At 34.2% G+C, this 15,864-nt stretch carries 16 protein-coding genes and 1 riboswitch; of the genes, 12 read left to right on the plus strand and 4 right to left on the minus strand.

From position 1 onward, the window contains the following. Positions 1–159 precede the first annotated feature (159 nt). From KQI76_RS07970 to KQI76_RS07990, 5 genes are all read left to right on the plus strand, one after another. The gene (locus tag KQI76_RS07970; protein ID WP_216399799.1) at positions 160–921 is read left to right on the plus strand and encodes a glycerophosphodiester phosphodiesterase; all 762 of its coding nucleotides are present in this window, start codon (positions 160–162) and stop codon (positions 919–921) included. Further along, the gene (locus KQI76_RS07975; RefSeq protein ID WP_216399800.1) at positions 914–1,756 is read left to right on the plus strand and encodes a glycerophosphodiester phosphodiesterase; all 843 of its coding nucleotides are present in this window, start codon (positions 914–916) and stop codon (positions 1,754–1,756) included. The genes KQI76_RS07970 and KQI76_RS07975 overlap by 8 nt, the downstream gene beginning before the upstream one ends. Positions 1,757–2,313: 557 nt before the next feature. Beyond that, positions 2,314–3,000 carry a response regulator transcription factor gene (locus KQI76_RS07980; RefSeq protein ID WP_216399801.1) on the plus strand — a complete coding sequence of 229 codons (687 nt, stop codon included), beginning with the start codon at positions 2,314–2,316 and terminating at the stop codon, positions 2,998–3,000. Beyond that, positions 2,975–5,059, plus strand: coding sequence for a sensor histidine kinase (locus KQI76_RS07985; protein WP_253288872.1), 2,085 nt, complete (start codon positions 2,975–2,977; stop codon positions 5,057–5,059). Before KQI76_RS07980 ends, KQI76_RS07985 begins: the two co-directional genes overlap by 26 nt. A gap of 18 nt (positions 5,060–5,077) precedes the next feature. Beyond that, a complete protein-coding gene (locus KQI76_RS07990) occupies positions 5,078–5,611 on the plus strand; it encodes an RNA polymerase sigma factor (RefSeq protein ID WP_216399802.1) in 534 nt (177 codons plus the stop codon). A 122-nt stretch (positions 5,612–5,733) separates the two neighbouring features. Here the strand turns inward: KQI76_RS07990 and KQI76_RS07995 are convergent, their stop codons facing one another. Continuing rightward, on the minus strand, positions 5,734–6,369 hold the full coding sequence (locus KQI76_RS07995; protein WP_216399803.1) for a hypothetical protein: 636 nt from the start codon (positions 6,367–6,369) through the stop codon (positions 5,734–5,736). Between the two features lie 220 nt (positions 6,370–6,589). Beyond that, a riboswitch (guanidine-I (ykkC/yxkD leader) is annotated at positions 6,590–6,686 on the plus strand. 76 nt (positions 6,687–6,762) lie between these two features. Here KQI76_RS07995 and KQI76_RS08000 point away from each other — a divergent pair. Next, entirely contained in the window at positions 6,763–7,104 is a 342-nt protein-coding gene (locus KQI76_RS08000; protein WP_216399804.1) for a DMT family transporter, read from the plus strand. Then, positions 7,104–7,418: a DMT family transporter gene (locus tag KQI76_RS08005; RefSeq protein WP_216399805.1), complete on the plus strand. Its 315-nt coding sequence runs from the start codon at positions 7,104–7,106 to the stop codon at positions 7,416–7,418. Before KQI76_RS08000 ends, KQI76_RS08005 begins: the two co-directional genes overlap by 1 nt. Before the next feature lie 185 nt (positions 7,419–7,603). Here the strand turns inward: KQI76_RS08005 and KQI76_RS08010 are convergent, their stop codons facing one another. Then, positions 7,604–7,780, minus strand: coding sequence for a hypothetical protein (locus KQI76_RS08010; protein WP_216399806.1), 177 nt, complete (start codon positions 7,778–7,780; stop codon positions 7,604–7,606). A 333-nt stretch (positions 7,781–8,113) separates the two neighbouring features. Between KQI76_RS08010 and KQI76_RS08015 the strand changes: the two genes are divergently transcribed. Next, positions 8,114–9,298, plus strand: coding sequence for an oxidoreductase (locus KQI76_RS08015; RefSeq protein WP_216399807.1), 1,185 nt, complete (start codon positions 8,114–8,116; stop codon positions 9,296–9,298). A gap of 21 nt (positions 9,299–9,319) precedes the next feature. On the opposite strand, the gene KQI76_RS08020 is transcribed toward KQI76_RS08015, so the two are convergent. After that, positions 9,320–10,234, minus strand: coding sequence for a LysR family transcriptional regulator (locus tag KQI76_RS08020; RefSeq protein ID WP_216399808.1), 915 nt, complete (start codon positions 10,232–10,234; stop codon positions 9,320–9,322). 835 nt (positions 10,235–11,069) lie between these two features. Here KQI76_RS08020 and KQI76_RS08025 point away from each other — a divergent pair. From KQI76_RS08025 to KQI76_RS08040, 4 genes are all read left to right on the plus strand, one after another. Then, positions 11,070–11,546, plus strand: coding sequence for a DUF2975 domain-containing protein (locus tag KQI76_RS08025; protein ID WP_216399809.1), 477 nt, complete (start codon positions 11,070–11,072; stop codon positions 11,544–11,546). Positions 11,547–11,557: 11 nt separating this feature from the next. Then, positions 11,558–11,767, plus strand: a complete 210-nt coding sequence (locus KQI76_RS08030; RefSeq protein WP_216399810.1) for a helix-turn-helix domain-containing protein — start codon at positions 11,558–11,560, stop codon at positions 11,765–11,767. A gap of 801 nt (positions 11,768–12,568) precedes the next feature. Beyond that, positions 12,569–13,789 carry a peptide ABC transporter permease gene (locus KQI76_RS08035; RefSeq protein ID WP_216399811.1) on the plus strand — a complete coding sequence of 407 codons (1,221 nt, stop codon included), beginning with the start codon at positions 12,569–12,571 and terminating at the stop codon, positions 13,787–13,789. Further along, the gene (locus tag KQI76_RS08040) at positions 13,786–14,448 is read left to right on the plus strand and encodes an ABC transporter ATP-binding protein (protein WP_216399812.1); all 663 of its coding nucleotides are present in this window, start codon (positions 13,786–13,788) and stop codon (positions 14,446–14,448) included. The genes KQI76_RS08035 and KQI76_RS08040 overlap by 4 nt, the downstream gene beginning before the upstream one ends. A gap of 704 nt (positions 14,449–15,152) precedes the next feature. Here KQI76_RS08040 and KQI76_RS08045 read toward each other — a convergent pair. Next, a complete protein-coding gene (locus tag KQI76_RS08045; protein WP_253288873.1) occupies positions 15,153–15,632 on the minus strand; it encodes a reverse transcriptase domain-containing protein in 480 nt (159 codons plus the stop codon). Between the last annotated feature and the right edge of the window lie 232 nt (positions 15,633–15,864).

A 15,864-nucleotide genomic window follows, 5' to 3' on the forward strand; every position in this document is an offset into this window, starting at 1 on the left:
ATACTAACTTTTAAGCTCAACCCATCAGTCGATTTATTCACTTGTAAGATAAAAGTGTTGGCATACAGTCAGTTAACTTGTAAAAAGGAAAGGGGGAGTAAGGCGAACTCAATGCGCTTTATTCCCCTTCTGACGATTAATTTAAAAGGAAGTGTAAGGATGGCAGAGACTAAGATTTTTGGACATCGAGGGTGTATGGGAACCTTCCCTGAAAATACCTTACTAGGTTTTCAACAAGCGATCTGCAAAGGTGTTGATGGGATCGAATTAGATGTGCAACTTACAAAAGATGGTGAAGTTGTCGTGATTCATGATGAAACTTTAGAACGAACGACAGATGGGACAGGGTTTATCAAAGACCTTACCTTACAAGAAATTAAACAATATAGTGTCGGCGCAAAGTTTGCTCATTTTAAACAATACGATCAAAGGACATGGGATGCAGAAGGTGTCCCAACACTTCAGGAAGTTCTAGAGCTCCTAGCACCAGACAAAGCTGAACTTAATATTGAATTGAAAACAACCCTTTTTAAATATGATGGGATCGAAGAAAAGGTATTGGACCTCGTAAATGAATATGGAAATGGTCGCAAAGTTATTTATTCCTCTTTTCATTTACCTTCTATTTTACGAATAAAGCAATTAGATCCACACGCCAAGATTGCTTGGTTATTAGGTCAAAAACCATCACATCCTGAAGATTATTTACAAAGCTTAGACCTCGAGGGCCTGCACCTATCCAGATCGAGCGTAATAACTGATCCTCTTTATCTAAAAGATTTCGTGGATAGGGTTCGGGTTTGGACCGTTAATAATCAAGATGAAATTAAACAATTACAAGATTTGGGTGTTCAAGCGATTATAACAGATTTCCCCGAAGAGGCACTAGCCAATCGAAGCGGAGGGAATGCCCTTGCTTAATAAAGGAATCAATCTCTTACTTGTTAGTTCTATGCTCCTTGCAGGCTCTTATATCGTTGGGAAGAGTGAAATCGAGCCTGAACCCGCTATCGTTGATTCACCAAAAGTTATAGCCCATCGTGGGGCAAATGACCGATTTAACGAGAGTACAATTACAGCCTACAAAATTGCTGCTAAAGACGATGTCGATGCACTTGAAATTGATTTAAGAATGACCGCTGATGGTGTCCTGATTGCGATGCATGATGAAACAATTGATCGGACAACGAATGGAAGGGGCAGTGTTTCAGATTATTCTCTAGAGGAGATAAAGGAATTTCAAACCGTTGGAACTTTTGACCAAAAACGAATAATAGAAGAAATCCCGACATTAAGGGAAATCATCGAAACATTCAAGAATACTGAACACTATTATATCGAAACGAGATTAGTCAATGGAGAACTTTTAATGGAGGAACCGTTAATCGAAGGATTACTTGAATATGACCTGATCTCCCAAAACCTTGTGACCATCCAGTCATTCTCAGAAGAAAGTTTAACAAAAATACAAGCACTAGCACCAGAAGTCCCGTTGACACTTCTATTTGGCAAAGGTAAATTTGATTTAAAGAAAGCAAAAACAAGTGATTATCCAATTATAGGGATTGAAGCAAGCGACATCACTTTGAGAATTGTTAATGAATTACATCGGCAGGGAAAAGAGATTCATGTGTTTTTCAACGATAGGTCAACAGAAAGAGAAGAACAAAGACGGGTCTATGACCTAAATGTAGATGGTTATTTTACCAATGATATTCGCTTTACACAGGATTTATTGAAACAAGATAATGATTAATATGGATATAACCTCTGAATGCCTAACAAAGATCAAAGTGCATTAAGGTCGGTATAGTCATTCAATGCAAAGGATAAAAGCGAAAAAGTCCTCTTTTAAAACAGGACTTTTTCGCTTTAATAAATTACCTTATTTCACTGAGCCTTTTATTAACCAAAAAATCCAGTCCCGCTTCATTACCTTCCCTTAAATTCTACGATCCACTCTAACTCCAATTCAATAGCCGCATTCTCCAACTATTGCACACCTAAATTAAACGTATTCTTCCAATCCTCCCCCCTTTTGTATCCCTTCCCTATCCAATCAAAGAAACTTTCCTTCATTTTTAACTCTTTTCTCTAATTTTAAATCAAATCCTTTTTTAAAAAATTAAGAATTCCTTAAGAAATTCATTCACTAATCGCTAAGAATTGATTGGTATGATCAATCTAACCTTCAAATGATCATGAAAGGGGGATTTACTTTCACTTTGAATTGCTCATGATAGATTAGACTCAATTGTGATACAATTTGAAGGGAAATGAAATGAACAAACCTTGCTATGAAGGGGTGGCAGAATGAATATTTTAGTATGTGATGATGATCAAGAAATTGCCGATGCAATCAAGATATATTTAGAAAATGAAGGTTACACAGTTTTTAAAGCAAGTGATGGGTTAGAGGCAATTACACAAGTTGAAAACCATAATATTCATTTAATTATTATGGATATTATGATGCCAAAGATGGATGGGATTAAGGCAACAATGAAAATTAGAGAGGAACATCATATTCCATTAATTATGTTGTCAGCAAAATCTGAAGATTATGATAAAATCCTCGGGCTTAATATTGGGGCAGATGATTATGTGACAAAGCCATTTAATCCGCTTGAATTAATTGCCCGTGTCAAATCACAGTTAAGAAGATATACGGCACTCGGAAGTATGGAGACCAAACAAGATGTCTATCAAACAGGTGGGCTGGTATTGGATGATGGGAAAAAGTCAATTACAGTGGATGGTGAACCCGTCCGTTTAACACCTGTGCAGTACAAAATACTAAGATTACTCACTGTAAATGCTGGTAGAGTATATTCAATTGATGAAATATATGAAAAGGTCTGGAATGAACCATCCTTCAATCCAGAAAATACGGTCGCCGTACATATTCGCAAAATTCGAGAAAAAATCGAAATTAATCCTAAAGAACCGAAATATTTAAAGGTGGTGTGGGGAATTGGCTACAAAGTTGAAAAAATTTAGTCACTCAATTTTTGTCAAAATAGTTGTGTTTCTATTAATGATTGCCTCTGTTGCAGGTTTAATTTATACATCATTAAACATTTTTAAAATAACAAATGGAAATATCGAAATTCTTTTTGAAAATAGCTTCATAGAGAGCAGCTCTTTTAAAATAGAATTTGACTATACGATCAATCAACTGACTGACCTCATTGATATATATAAAAGTGAGGAAAATATCCTAGAGGGAAATACAATCGATAATGATGAATTAGAAATGTATTCCTACAACGATGATGCAGTAGATAGTGAGACGTCCCTAACGGATGAAGTCGCAGAAGTACTAGTGGATAGTGAAACGGACGCAACAAGTGAAATCATACAAGAAAGAATTGCAGATGAGCTAAAGGACTTTAAACGGATTTTAAAAAATCTCGAACTAGAAGATGAGCCAATTTATTATGTGACAGATGGCAAAAATACATTTAGCAATACAAAACAAACAAAAAAGGAACAATTCGAAAATTACCCAGTCTATTACATTAGTGAAGATTATGATTGGGAAATATACCCGAGCACATTGCATCCTAATCATTCTTTATACGGTTACCCAGAAATTTATCGATCGGCTAATCCGGAAGATACGAAGATATTTGTCGGTTATACAGAGGACTATATTGATACATTATCAAAAGAATGGAATGTAAATAAAACAGCTTCAATGAAAGAATTCTACGTTTTACTTGTTTGTGCTGCCATATTTATTTTAAGTTTCATTTATTTAATAGTTACAACAGGAAGGGACTCCTTTCAAGATAAATCAGTCCACATGCACCCTTTTGATAAACTTTATGTTGATTTTAACCTGATCATCATACTCTTCTTAACTGGCATTTGGCTTATATCCATCGATCACATGCTATTTTATTTAGGAATAACAAACTGGACTATTTACGCGATTACATTACCAGTTATGGCCATATTAATGATTCTATTATTATCGCTGACTAGACATCTAAAAAACAAAACATTCTTCAAACATTCTTTATTCTATACGATAGTTCATGGGCTTTATCTATTTGTGAAGGATATTTATGATAGTGGGAGTGTTGGGATAAAAGTAGTCATTATCGTAATTTTGTACCCCATAATCACTACAGCTTCATTATTCTTTTTCCCAATTACAATTGGCCTTGCCGTTTGGTTTGCATTAAAACAAGTGAAGAAATTCAAGCAAATACAGGAAGGTACCCAATTGATGAAAGAAGGAAATCTCCAACACCAAATCAATCTTGAAGGAAAAGGAGAATTCGCAAAGCTTGCGTCAAATATTAATAGAATCAATGAAGGCTTTAAACAGGCGGTCCATAATGAATTAAAAAATGAACGGATGAAAACAGAACTCATTACGAATGTATCACACGATATTAGAACACCACTTACATCGCTGATCACCTATACAGATTTATTGAAAACTGAAACAGATCCTGAAAAAATTCAAGAATACATCGGGATACTCGACCAAAAGTCCAAACGGCTAAAAGGATTAACAGATGATTTATTTGCAGCAGCCAAGGCTTCAAGTGGGGATATTCCTGTCAATTTACAACAAATTGATCTTGTCGCTTTAATTAATCAAGGGATTGGTGAAGTCAGTGAACAAATCACTGCAAAAAAACTGATCTTTAAAGTGAATGAGCCTACTGAAAAAGTCTATGTCACCGCGGATGGAAAATTACTATGGCGCTCGATTGAAAATATTCTATCTAATATTTTTAATTATGCCTTAGAAGGGTCAAGAGTATATATTGATATAACTAATCAAGGAGATTGGACACTGATTAGCTTCAAAAATATTTCAAAATATGAACTAAATGTTACCGAAGAAGAGTTAATGGAACGATTCAAACGAGGAGACGATTCAAGGACCAGCCAAGGAAGTGGGCTTGGCCTATCCATCACAAAAAGCCTGATTGAAAATCAAAATGGTAAATTCAAAATTAAAATTGATGGGGATTTATTTAAATCAATGATCTATTTACCAAGTGTTGATCATGTTGACTCACATGAAAATGAATAAAGAAAGGATATCGCGCTTATGGCTGAGACAAGCGAAGACAAAAATGGGGATTTTACTGAATACTACCAAGCGCATTACAAAGAAATGTACCATGTAGCAAAACAAATTGTGCACAACCACCATAGTGCGGAAGATGTTGTCCAAGAAGCGTATATTAAAGCATATAAAAATTACGGATATCTCATTGAAAAATCAAAATGCCGTGCCTGGTTACGAACAATTGTGATTCGAACGGCCATTGATGATTACCGAAGACAAACAAAATATGAAATAGTCTCTGTCGAAGAAGGGGCAGAAATCGGATATCTCCTACCTTGTCCAAAGAGCTCCGTTGAACACCAGTTTGACTATTATTTAATGCAGGAGCAAATTGCAGAAAAAGTGGCTACCTTGCCGCAGAGTATGCAAGCTGTGTTAAAAATAAAAATCTCAACAGATGGAAAGGACCAAGAGATTGCCCAACAATTAAATATCTCCATCTCAGCAGTCAAAACCCGATTACATCGAGCACGGAAGCTCTTAAAGACTGAGTTGAAGATGGTCAATGTCTAATGATATTAGCTATGTGGACACGCATTATATTGCCTGTACGCCCATTCAATATAACACGTGTTTCACATAGTTTAATACTTTCCAGTAGCTAACATAATTACATAAACTAAGGGGCTATAAATTTATCTATCTTCTATTTTTTGTATGTAATCTTCTACAAGATACTTATAATTATGATTGACAAGATAGTTAACTGTTTCAACCTCCCTGTTTGGATCTTGGAAATATTTTTGGTCTTGGCTACGGAATTTACCCTCAAATGCCATGTCAGCAATTTTCCTTAGTAGTATTTCCGGCTTGAAAATTTTAATATTAACTTTAATATATCCCTCGTCAGGATTAGTCTTATCCAGAATTGCAATTTCATTATAAGAAGGCTGCCAATCAACAATATTGTCATAAAAAACTTGGTACTCTTTGTTTTTAACTTTTAAAATAAAGTATTCAGTGTTCTCCTGATAAGAAGTATCATGCGCATGTTTTAAAAGGATAATCGCAAATAAAAATAAAAGTGCTAAACAAGCAAACACGATAGCCATTTCTGTTTCTTTCATAAAGATACCCATGACAGAGAAAAAGATGGCAAAAATGTCCAGAACAATAAGGATTTTCATAATACAGCCTTCTAACTTACCTGGTTTCTGGACTTTACCTTCATACTTAGGTTTATAAATTTTATCCCTTATATAATTGACGATTAAACTTATGATGATTACTAAGGCTGGAATTAATAATAACCTAATCATACGATTATTCATCCTATCAATCTCCTTTAAAAATAAATAGATAATTTCAATTTAGTTAATAAACAAGTTTCCTATATAGAACTATTTACCCAAATCCTAGTTTATATAACCTTGTAGATAATACATACAAATTTGGATATACTACCAAATCCGGCATATGAACCTTTTATCGGTGGGCGTTTTAAAGCGAGTTAATCTGTGTTAATATATCTTTAACGATTTAATATAATAAGGGGAAGCTTTCTAGGGTTCCGCACTAAATAGTTGGACTGGTCCAAGAGAAAGCCCATAGCATCGCTATGTCACGGAAGGATAAAAGCCTGGGAGATACTGTTTATAAACAGCGCTCTTTGGGCTTTTTGTTGTGTAAAGGACTAGTAATCACAAACTTGGAGGTGTTCTTTGATGGATCGAAACTGGATTAAAGTGTTTATTGCTGCACTTTTAGAAATCCTTTGGGTAATTGGCTTAACCCATTCCGATAGTTTTTGGACTTGGACGGCAACAATCATTCTTATTGTAGCTAGTAACTATTTAATGATTACAGCAGCACAAGTGCTTCCCGCAGGAACTGTTTATGCTGTTTTTGTCGGACTAGGCACTGCAGGTACAGTCATTGCGGGAATTCTTCTCTTTGGGGAGCCATTCAAATGGGTAAAAGTTATTTTGATCATAACCCTATTGATTGGAGTCATTGGATTAAAATTAGTTACACCTGAAAAGGTAAAGGAAGGGGTTGAGTCTTAATGGCATGGATCACCTTGATTTTCGCTGGATTATTAGAGACATTTGGCGTCGCAATGATCAATCAGCTTTCCGTCAAGCGGAATTGGCAAACAGTCCTCTTACTTATATTAGGGTTCGGTTCAAGCCTTGCCCTCCTAACTTATTCCTTACGATTTATTCCAATGGGAACAGGTTATGCAATTTGGACAGGAATTGGCGTTGTCGGTGGAGCATTAATCGGAATGATATTTTTTGGTGAGTCCAAGGATTGGAGAAGATTGATCTTTATCGTGCTTGTTTTATGCTCAGCAATCGGACTTAAACTTGTTGCATAATCTCGCAAAAGAAAGGTCAGTTATAGTGTTCTCATTTTCTATAGCAATCACTAGTATCCAAAAATATGAGCCTGATTCTTTATGGCAAAGAATCAGGCTTTTTCTAGTGGCTTACCCTCTAACCAGTTAATATGTCCAATTTCATATACCTGCTCATCAGTCATTTTTAAAGGCAACATTATATTTTACTCAATCACTAACTGTGGGATCAGATGGAAGGATTGAATAACAAAACCAAAATCATAGTCCCTTACTATATCATCTATTATAAATAAACTACGCTCTTTCCAAATCACTTTTTCGACACTCGGCGGATCCATACCACTTGGGATATTTGCGGTTACTCGCCCCAAAGAAAACATTTCTTATTACTACAAGGATATAGTCTAGAGGCCCTTAAACCAATCGAGCCCTTACTGTCAAGTTGATCTCCAACTTACAATTCCTAGTTCCCTCCGAATGCTTGATGGGGAATCTTACTAATAAGTGCACGATGATGCGAAAGTGATTGACTCAGTCATCCTATTTTTTTGAAAATTTAAGCTAATTTCCTTTGATTATCAAACGCCATTAATCGGTTAAAATTTACATTGAATGCGTTGAATTATATTCAACACACCATTCACTTTATTGAAATTCCCAAAAGTTTGTGAAGTGTTATACTTATTTTATCAAATATATGGAGGCGTTTTATAATGAAAAAACTAACAGATGAAGTCACTTTTCGTCATGGTGCGACAATCTCTACTCGGACTGCCCAATCACCCATGCTGACAAATAGTGGTCTAGATGAAAAGGTAACCCAAGACACAATCGATTATTATAATGTACGATCACAATCCGCAGGGATGGTCATTGTTGAGTATACAAGCGTTAGCAAAAATGGAGGTCCATCACGTTCTTGGGCACCTAATCGCGAGCAGTTGGCAATTTACAATGACGATTTTATCCCTGGACTTAAAAAAATTGCTGATGGACTAAAAAAAGATGGGAATAAAGCCATTCTTCAATTAGTTCACTCAGGTCGTGAAGCTCAATACCGTATTACACTTGGTGGTCGTGCTGAAGTCCCTTCGAAAATTGATTTTCCTTGGATTGATTATCCGCTACATGAATTGACTGAAGATGAAGTGTGGGATATTGTAAAGGATTTTGGTGCAGCAACTAAACGGGCCATTGCGAGTGGTTTTGATGGTATCGAAATTCACGGTGCCAATCATTATTTACATCAAGAATTCTTTTCCGCCTTTTCAAATATTCGTACTGACTTTTGGGGTGGTAGTCTTGAAAAAAGAATGAATTTTGCTATTGAAGTTGCTCGTGAAGTGTTTAAAGTAGTGAAAGAAAATGCTCCGAAAGACTTTATTGTGGGCTATCGTATTAGTCCAGAGGAAATTCATGGAGATAACGTTGGTTATACTTGGCATGAATCGCAACAGCTGGTTAAAAAGCTAACAGAACTCTTTGCGTTTGACTATGTGCATCTTTCTACAAATGATTATACAGCTACCCCAGCAGATTCCGATAAAAACTATGCAGAACTACTTGGAGAAAGTGTACAAAAACCAACGCTTCTTATGATTGCAGGTGGTATCCATACGGTCGAGAAAATGGAGGATGCTTTGAAGTATGTAGATATTGTAAGCTTAGGTCGTCCAACGCTAATCGATCCTCAAATTGCTTATAAACTGAAGACTGGACAAGCTGATAAAATTCTATTGGAATTTAACGAAGAATCCGTTAAAGGATCTCACTTAACACCTGGCTTAATTGAATTACTTTCAAATACAGATTACTTTGCTATGCCAGGGATAGAATATCTTAAAACACTAACAGATATTAAATTAGATGATGTTGTAACTCACGACGGTACAAAATAAAACAAAGGGATGCCTATTTAATTAGGCATCTTTTTTTATCCCTAATGTAATAGCTTCTAGTAGTTCTTGCGTTTCCTTAGATAGCATATAATTAGGATTGGTCAACCAACCAAGTTTAAAGTTATCATCAATGATATGCCCGATATCAATCTGTTTTAAATTTGAAAAATCTGTATTACTTGATAAGTTTCCTTGTAAAGTTCGGCCAAAACAGACTGTATTTAATCTAGTTATTGATTGTTCCATTGCCCAAGCATCATCAACTCTGAAAACAAGAGATAAGGGTCCACATTGAAATTGTAATCTTTCAAAAATTTCGTCATGAAATTTATCGTTGAAAATACTGAATTTTTGTTCTTTCAAATCTTCCAAAGTGATTGGTCTATCTAAGAAATTTAAAAAGTTGTCAGGAGCACATAATAAAACTAGTTTACTATCACAAACTGGAGCAAAAGCTAAACTTTTTATAGCTTCATCATGAGCATTATTGATAGCGATAAACCCCGCATCAATTTCATGATGTTTAACCCGGCGAACAATAGACTCAAACTCATGACAGCTAATATCAAATTGTACATTCTCAAATTTATTTGAATAGTTTTCAAAAAATGGATTAACAAAAGGCTTTAACATCGTATTCATGTAGTGAATAGAAATTTTTTGATGTTTTTTCGGATTAGAAACAATACCAGCAGTCGTTTCAAGACTATTTTTTAGGCGAAGAATATCCGAAATAGAAGAAAGTAATTGTCTCCCCTCGGTTGTCAACTTGGTTCCAGATGCTGATTTATCAAATAGCCTTACCCCTAATTCACCTTCAAGTTGACCTATTGCAATACTTAATCCTGATTTACTAATATGAAGAACATCTGCAGCTTTTTGCATAGAGTTATGCTGGGCCAAAACCTCAGCATAGAGTAATTGTTCAAAATTCATATGATCATTCCCTAAATGATTTACTTGTATTAAAAGTTGAATAAATGATCTGTTGATATGATTTATAACTTATCTGATTCCTTGCCATCATGTGCTTCCCAGTGACAATTCATCATCTCAATACTACTAAATACAGCTTTAAAAGACAAATCTTGAGGAAATTATCGTCTATGCCAAGTTTCCCCTGACCATGTTATTACACCAATATTTCTGGCACTTTACTTTTTGTACGCTTTTTTAGCTACCGCACTATCACTTGCTAGCCTCTGCATATGTACTTTTGATAAAAATGCGGTATATTAACTGTAGACACACATATATTAAAAAAACGACCACCGTTAGCGTTGTAGTCGATAGATACCCATTCTTCGATAGGAGATTGGCGTTATCTAAGTTTCTAAACAAAAATAGCCCTCATCCATCCGATAGGGGGCTATTTTTTACGTTTAAAATTGTGGTAGCTTGCTACAGAGCATGCAAGCTATGTTAAAAATAAAGCTCTCAACAGTTAAACATCGGGCTCGAAAATTGCTAAAGTCTGAAATAGGAAGTACAAATATATGATAATACTTACCCGGATCATGTGAGTCCCCTTTATATTGTCTATTCGTCCTTTCAATATAACATAAGATTTACATGACCTTTTATTTTAGGCGACTAACTGGATTAATCATATTTATTAAAAAGATTCAAGTTAAATATGAATAGATCCATCCATTACTAATCGAATATCTGTCTTTTTATAAAGGTATCCCTAAAAACAATAAATATTTATTGAAAAACGATAAATATTTAGTTAATATAAGATTATCATCTAATTGGAGGGGTGTTTTTTATGAAGCGTGGATCACTATTGTTTTTGAAAGTAACAATCTTCTTACTTGGTTTAATCATTCTTCTTTTAGCTATTTTTTGGTTGCCATGGTTAGCTCATTTAAGTGCAGAATTGAATCCAGAATATGCTTATTTGCAATATCCAGTTTTAATCGGCATTTATATCACAGCTCTTCCGTTTTTTACTGCTTTGTACCAGTCATTAAAATTGCTCAATTATATTGAACATGGTGATGCTTTTTCTAGTCCTTCAGTATTTTCTTTAAAGAGGATTAAATACTGTGCGATTGCAATTAATATTTTGTATCTGATTGGAATGTTTTTTCTTGTCTTACAAAATGCATTACATCCAGGGGTGGCCATGATCGGACTGACAATCAGTTTTGCTTCGGCCACAATCGCAGTTTTTGCTGGAGTACTTGAACAACTTTTAAAAAATGCATTGGAAATAAAATCAGAAAATGATTTAACAGTCTGAGGTGAATAAAAGTGGCAATTATCGTTAATCTTGATGTGATGTTAGCTAAAAGAAAAATGAGTGTAACTGAACTATCAGAAAAGGTTGGAATTACAATGGCAAATATCTCAATTCTGAAAAATGGTAAAGCAAAAGCAATTCGATTTTCTACGTTAGAGGCTATTTGCGAAATTTTAGATTGTCAGCCAGGCGATATTCTTGAGTATCAAAGTGATCAGTAAGTTCAAAGATAAATAATTCAAAAATAAAAGAATATGGATTTATGAAAAAAGCTTGCTCTTAAGTTTGATTTTAATGTCTGTATTTTTTAGCTTGTTATAGAGTAAGGGTACTAAGCCAACGGAAGATACGGTGGTAATAAGTGTACTAAATAAAGCTAACTTTGATATCTATATGATTGAAATTGTTACGGGATATTTAGGTGGTGGAATGGGTTATGCAGATAAATCAAAAATATGAAAAAGCGATATATCCAGCATGGTTTACATCAATAAGGACGATTTAGACTTAAGAGGTTCTAATTTTCACATAAATACTTTTTAATAGTGACAAAGCCTATTCACTCATTTAAGGAAGGAGTAGCTTGTGAAATATTCTTTATTTAGATTTATCGACGTTTTTGAGGCGATTGCTAGCTATCTTATCTGTTTTGCTACAAACTTAATATTTATTTATGTACAAACTTTGAATTTAGAAGGCTTTTCTATTTTAAAGTCCTTCTTAGAAAGTATGATAGATTATCAGCTTATAATAAATATTTTTCTTACATCTATTATAATCGTATTTCACTATCAATTTTTAAACCGTAGGAAAACAGAAATATTCTGCCGAATACTTGTAGGAGATACAATGGTAAATATTATAATCCGATATATCTTGAATAGTTTAGCTATATTAATGTTTAGTTTTTTACTATCACTCTCATTAAACTTCTATTTAGAACTGAATGTAACCAGCAATCTCTACTTGGTTTTTATTTTTATTATATATATATTAATCAGTGCAGGTCGGGTGAAAAAAGAATGAGAATTTTACGTTTTTTTATAACTAGAATATTTTTAAAAAGGTGGATACTTGTTTTAGGTATGATCATATTACTTTTTTTAGCTAATTACGTTTCTTTTTCTACTGCTCGTTCAATTATTTCAACTTTTCAAGGTTATCAAGAACTAGAAACTCTGAATCAAGAAGGAACTTTTGTTGCTAATCTAGACCCAAATAGTGAAGCTGATTTTGATAAAATTGAAATAGATGAAACACAAAAGGTATATGAATATTTAAACAACAATTATACCTATGCTCTGCAGGCCAATGGTTTTGTCACATCATTAGAAAATAAACATAATATGGATGTTGCTTTCAATTATATCAATGAGGAAGCTTATAAGATAAATCAATTTCGGTTATCTCATGGAAACCATATAAACTTCAATTATAAATTTAATAAAGAAAAAATACCTATTTTAGTAGGTGCAGGTCTAGCCAAAACATATCCTGTAGGGTCAAATATTGAGATTACAGATCCTGTCACCCAACAATTAGTCAATTTAAACGTTCAAGGAGTCTTGGAGGAGAATGCTCACCGTTCTAATTTTTATGCTCCCAACTCAAAAACTTATTTTAATTTTTCAATTTTTATACCTGTTAATGAAGAATTTATTAACAGTGCGGGTCTTGACCTCCATGTTAATGGTTTGATGGACATTGTACTTCTTGATTCGACAAAAGATGAAACAATGAATTTAAAAGAATATATCCAGGAAAATCTAGGTTTAGCGTTTAATTTTTTTAATCAACAAGAAAACTTTAATTACTTTGAGAATTATTATGTTAATTCATTAAAAATCATCTGTACTATCACCTTTATTTTACTCATAATCATTGTTTGTCTAGCTACCTGGAATACTTTGATAAGTATTCGATTAATGATAAAGGATTTTACAATCAATTTATTAGTCGGATTAAGTTATTCAAAACTAAGAGCAATTTTTTATGGTTATTTCGGAATATTGTTTTCTATTATTCTTGCCGTATTATTTGGGATAACCGCCTTCAATAGATACAGTTTTTGGTTAAGAAAGGGCTCAACTTTTGCTACTTACGGCATATTTGGCTTAATAAGTCTGGATTGGTTGGCTTTACTTATTGTTCTTTTTATAGATTTTATTATTGGATTTACAATTGTTGAACTTACGATAAGAAAAATTAAAAGTATTCCGATCTCCGTGGGGGTATTGCAATGAATAGTATAATTAAACTGGAAATCCTAGAAAAAACATTCAAGAAGAAGGATTTTTCTATTTTAAATGATTTTAAGTTAGAAGTTGAACCTGGAGAAAGACTTTCTATTATAGGGGAGTCTGGAGTTGGGAAAACTTCTTTGCTTAATATTATTGGTCTGCTTGATACACAATATCAAGGGTGCTATAAGCTTTTTGATTCATCTGTTAAGGATTTATCACGAAATAAACTAGCTAAGTGGCGTAATCAAAAAATTGGTTTTGTTCTTCAGGAGTCCGCACTAATTAATTCTTTGACCATAGAGGATAATATTAAATTGCCGCTTATGTATGCTAACAGAAAAAAAGACATAACTATTCAAGATCGCTTTAAACGAATTGTTAATAAAATAGGAATTGAGCCCATTTTAAAGAAAAAACCACTTGACTGTTCTGGTGGGCAACGAGCTAGAGCCGTTTTTGCTAGGGCTGTAATTATGAATCCCCAAATTATTTTATCAGACGAACCAACTGCGTCTTTAGATTTAGAAAATAGAGAAAAAATTATCAATCTACTTTTTGATATGAATAAAGAATTTAATACCACTGTTATTACAGTGACTCATGATTTAGACTTAGCCAATCGTCATGAACGAATAATTACTCTCAAAAGGAATGAATAAAATGGGGTTTTATATAATGATCATGTCATTCATACTCGGCATATCCTTCACCATTCTTGGTACTTCTCGGATGAAACGGAGTTTTTTATACAAATTTTTCATAGTGCTAGGAATCATTCTCATTCTTTTTGGTGTTTATCTGGCAAGGCCTCATTAAGAATCATAGTTATATATAGATCATAAATGAGTTATATTTGGTATCGATGTGAGAGGATTATTTTATTTACGTATTTTTTAATTATTGTGATAATCATACTGCGCGTCTAGACATGGTATGCCCTAAATCATATCATATTTCTTAACCATCTTTTGAAACAGAGGATTGATATAATGGAACCCTTGATCTGTAAACGTCAAATAAAATACACTTGGGAATTAAATGCTAGTCATGCAATCATCTTCATAGAAACTCAACAATGCAGGTTATGCGGTGACACTTAAAGAAAAAACAGAATGGAAAGTACGCTATGGTGCTTGGAAAGAAAGTTAGCATAGTATAGCGGCTTGGTGCCGAGAACATGAAGTCAATATGAATCTACTATCAGAAATTATTCGTGTGCTACAGGATAAATGTTGACTAATAACAGTGAGAGGTTTCCTCCTTGTGGAGTGCCAATAATCGTTTCCTCATATTCCTCATCAATCTGTACACCACTGACAAGGTATTTTCGGATGAGTGAAATGACATCTCCGTCTTTCACTGTTCATGCGACTAGATTCATTAATCGGTCATGATTCAATGTATCAAAGAACCGCTTAAAGTCAATATCCACAATCCATTCATAGCCATCATTCATATACTCTAGCCCTTTGAGAATTGCCATTTCTGCATATCGTCTTGGGCTAAAGCCATAGCTATAGTCACTAAATTGCCTATCAAATAGTGGGGTTAGGATTTGTGCGATCGCTTGTTGAATCACCCGATCTTTAACTGTGGGGATGCCAAGTAATCGCACACCACCATTGGGCTTTGGTATTTCCACCCTTAATACAGGCTCTGGTTTATAGGTTCTATTTCGAATACTTTTTAAAAGATCATCTTTGTTTAGGGCTAGATAACCCTGTATTTGATCAACCGTCATCCCATCAACACCCGCAGAGCCTTTATTCCTTTTCACTTGTTTGATTGCTAAGTTAAGATTTTCTTCGTCTAATATTTGATTGAGTAATTTTCTTTCGTACATGCTTGTTACATCCTTTCTTTCTCGTAAAGTAGGTATCCACTTTCACGCTTTATGCCAGTGGTCTTGTGTCCTCTTTCAATTGAGATGATTATAACGTAAGCGTCAAATAACCCACACCTATTATTCAGGTCTGGGTTTGTTTATACTTTAGTTATGATTTCATTTTGGACTTTGACAATGTAATGGAATACTTGTTGACCATGGCAAGAGTTGATCCAATTCCTCTTTATTT

Source organism: Amphibacillus sp. MSJ-3 (assembly GCF_018919165.1).
GTDB lineage: Bacteria > Bacillota > Bacilli > Bacillales > Amphibacillaceae > Amphibacillus.